Origin of the sequence: Streptomyces jeddahensis (genome assembly GCF_001642995.1) — a bacterium.
GTDB lineage: Bacteria > Actinomycetota > Actinomycetes > Streptomycetales > Streptomycetaceae > Streptomyces > Streptomyces jeddahensis.
In genome coordinates this window covers 1-2,601 of the sequence record NZ_LOHS01000178.1, presented here as the reverse complement: position 1 = coordinate 2,601, position 2,601 = coordinate 1, and the positions used below count along the sequence as shown (strand labels likewise).

At 69.8% G+C, this 2,601-nt stretch carries 3 protein-coding genes; all 3 read right to left on the bottom strand.

Annotated elements, in window-relative coordinates; all coding sequences use genetic code 11:
- Window positions 1–229: 229 nt before the first annotated feature.
- The 3 genes from STSP_RS34105 to STSP_RS37925 all read right to left on the bottom strand — a co-directional run bounded on the left by STSP_RS34105 (window position 230) and on the right by STSP_RS37925 (window position 2,560).
- Window positions 230–664: an Lrp/AsnC family transcriptional regulator gene (locus STSP_RS34105; RefSeq protein WP_067284911.1), complete on the bottom strand. Its 435-nt coding sequence runs from the start codon at window positions 662–664 to the stop codon at window positions 230–232.
- A gap of 198 nt (window positions 665–862) precedes the next feature.
- Complete coding sequence (locus tag STSP_RS34100) at window positions 863–2,347, bottom strand: NAD-dependent succinate-semialdehyde dehydrogenase (protein ID WP_067284910.1); 1,485 nt, start codon at window positions 2,345–2,347, stop codon at window positions 863–865.
- 60 nt (window positions 2,348–2,407) lie between these two features.
- The gene (locus STSP_RS37925; protein WP_232789905.1) at window positions 2,408–2,560 is read right to left on the bottom strand and encodes a hypothetical protein; all 153 of its coding nucleotides are present in this window, start codon (window positions 2,558–2,560) and stop codon (window positions 2,408–2,410) included.
- Between the last annotated feature and the right edge of the window lie 41 nt (window positions 2,561–2,601).

Sequence of the window (2,601 nt, the reverse complement as noted above, 5' to 3'; positions counted from 1 at the left end):
ACCGCTTCGACGCCATGCCGTTCGGCGGCTTCAAGTACGGCAGCATGGGCCGCGAGGGCGTGCGCTTCGCCTTCGAGGAGATGACCCAACCCAAGGTCGTCTGCGTCAACCACATCACTGACGCGGTCCAATGACCGTATCCGTACCGGGCGCGAACCCCTGGCACGGAACGGTAACCGGCGAGCCCCCGCCGATGCGCTGCTCACCCCGGCTCCGTTGAACTCCGTGCTCAACGGTGGCGGTTGACGACGCTGGACAGAGTGAGGGCGGTGACGGTGTCCCGTACGCCGGGCATCTGGGCGATGTCCTCCCAGATGCCCCGTACGCGTTCCAGCGAGGCCGCCTCCAGACGCACCATGATGTCGAAGTCGCCGCTGAGGATCTCGCAGATGACGACCTCGGGGATGCGTTTGAGTGCGGCCAGGACGTCGCCCCTGCGCATGCGGTCCTGGCGGTGGACGAGGACTAGCGCCGAGACGACATTGCCGGTGTCCTCGCCCGCGCGGACGATGGTGTAGCCGGCGATGTGGCCCTGGCGCTCCAGCCGTTCGATGCGCTGGCGCACCGCGTTGCGGGAGAGCAGCACCTTGCCGGCCAGCTCGGAGTGCGAGATGCGGGCGTTGCGGGTCAGCTCGGCGATGATCTTCTCGTCGGTGCCGTCCACGGTCGACCGTCTCCTTCATGAAGTCGTTGGAGAGGGCAGAACCCACGGACACGGATCGCGGGTGCCGTGGGTTCCTGCGAGCATGATGCGTGCTGGTTGCCGATCAGGCTCAGGATGTGTCCGCGGAACGGATCGTCACCCCGGTCACTGCGTTGGCCGGCCCGGACGCGGGGGAGCCCCGCGCTCGTGTCGGCTTGCTCAGGTGTTGAAGCCGGGCATCGACAGGTACTTGAGCTGCTGGTACTCGTGGAGGCCCTCGGGTCCGCCTTCGCGGCCCAGACCGGACTGCTTGACCCCGCCGAAGGGCGCCGCGACCTCGGAGACCAAGCCGCGGTTGATGGCGACCATGCCGGCCTGCAGACGGGCGGCGACCCGGCGGGCACGGTCGATGTGGGACGTCATCACGTACGACGCGAGGCCGTGCTCGGTGTTGTTGGCCACCGCTATGGCCTCGGCCTCGGTGGAGAACCGGTGGATGGCGGCGACAGGGCCGAAGACCTCCTCGTGCATGATCGCGGCGTCGGCGGGGACGTGGTCCAGCACGGTCGGGGCCGCGTAGTGGCCCGGCCCGTCAGGGATGTCCGCCTTGCCGATGACGACGGCACCATGGGCCACGGCGTCCTCGACGAGGTGGCGGACCTTGTCCACCGCACGGTGGTCGGCCAGCGGGCCGAGCTCGGTGTCCTCCCGGTCCGGGGGGCCCACCCGTATGGCGGCCATCCGCTCGGCCAGTGCCGTGGCGAACGCGTCGGCGATCCCCTCCTGGACCAGGAACCGGTTGGCTGCGACACAGGACTGGCCGCCCAGCCGCATCTTCGCGATCATCGCTTCGCGGACCGCGAGGTCGAGGTCGGCGTCGTCGAAGACCAGGAACGGCGCGTTGCCACCCAGCTCCATCGAGGTGCGCAGCACCCGGGCACCGCTCTGCTGAAGCAGCAGCCTGCCGACCGGGGTGGACCCGGTGAAGGACAGCTTGCGCAGCCGGGGGTCGGCCAGCAGCGCCGTGGAGACCGCTGCCGCGTCGCTGCTGGCGATCACGTTCAGGACACCCGCGGGCGCGCCGGCCTCACGCGCCAGCTCGCCCAGCACCAGGGAGGACAGCGGGGTGAGCGCGGCCGGCTTGAGCACGGCGGTGCAGCCTGCGGCCAGAGCGGCGGCGGCCTTGCGGGCGGCCATGGCGAGCGGCACGTTCCACGGAGTGATCAGCAGGCAGGGCCCGACCGGTTCGGCGACGGTGACGATGTGACTCCTGCCGTCCGGGGAGGGTGTACTGCGCGCGTGGGGGCGGACCGCCTCCTCGGCGTACCAGCGGAAATAGGCCGCGGCGTAGTCGACCTCGCCCCGGGCTTCGGTGATCGTCTTGCCGATCTCCAGGGTGATGATCCGGGCCAGCCGCTCACGGTGCTCGATCAGGGAGTCGGTGATCCGGTGCAGGACGGTGGCCCGGTCCCGCGGGCTGGTGAGAGCCCACTGGTCGGCGGCCGCGGCCGCCGCGTCCAGTGCTTGCAGCGCGTCCTGTGCGCTGCAGTCGGCGACGGTGGCTATGACTTCCTTGGTTGCGGGGTTGCGCACCTCGAAGGTGCGACCGCCGGTGGCGGGTTGCCAGTCGTGGGCGAGGAAGCCACGGGGGACGGATTCGAGGAAGGCCGACTCCCCTGAGGGAGCGGTGAGCGTGTCAGTCATGCGCGTGGCTCTTTCGCTGATCGCAGGATGGCGTGTTGAGGGAGCACGATCGGTGGGTGGTCATACGGCCTCGCCGGCGGGGTTGGCGACTCCGACCGTGTTCTCGACCGACAGCAGGGATTCCTGCCGTCCGGAGCCGATCCAGCGCACCAGGGCGACCAGGCCGAGGGCGAGGATCGCGAAGGCGATGAGGATCGCGCTGACCGCGGTCACGCTGGGGTCGATCTCGAAGGTGAGGGAGTTGTAGACCTACA

Coding starts and splice junctions, on each gene's coding strand:
- STSP_RS34100 (WP_067284910.1), bottom strand. CDS start 2,347: ATGACTGACACGCTCACCGCTCCCTCAGGGGAGTCGGCCTTCCTCGAA.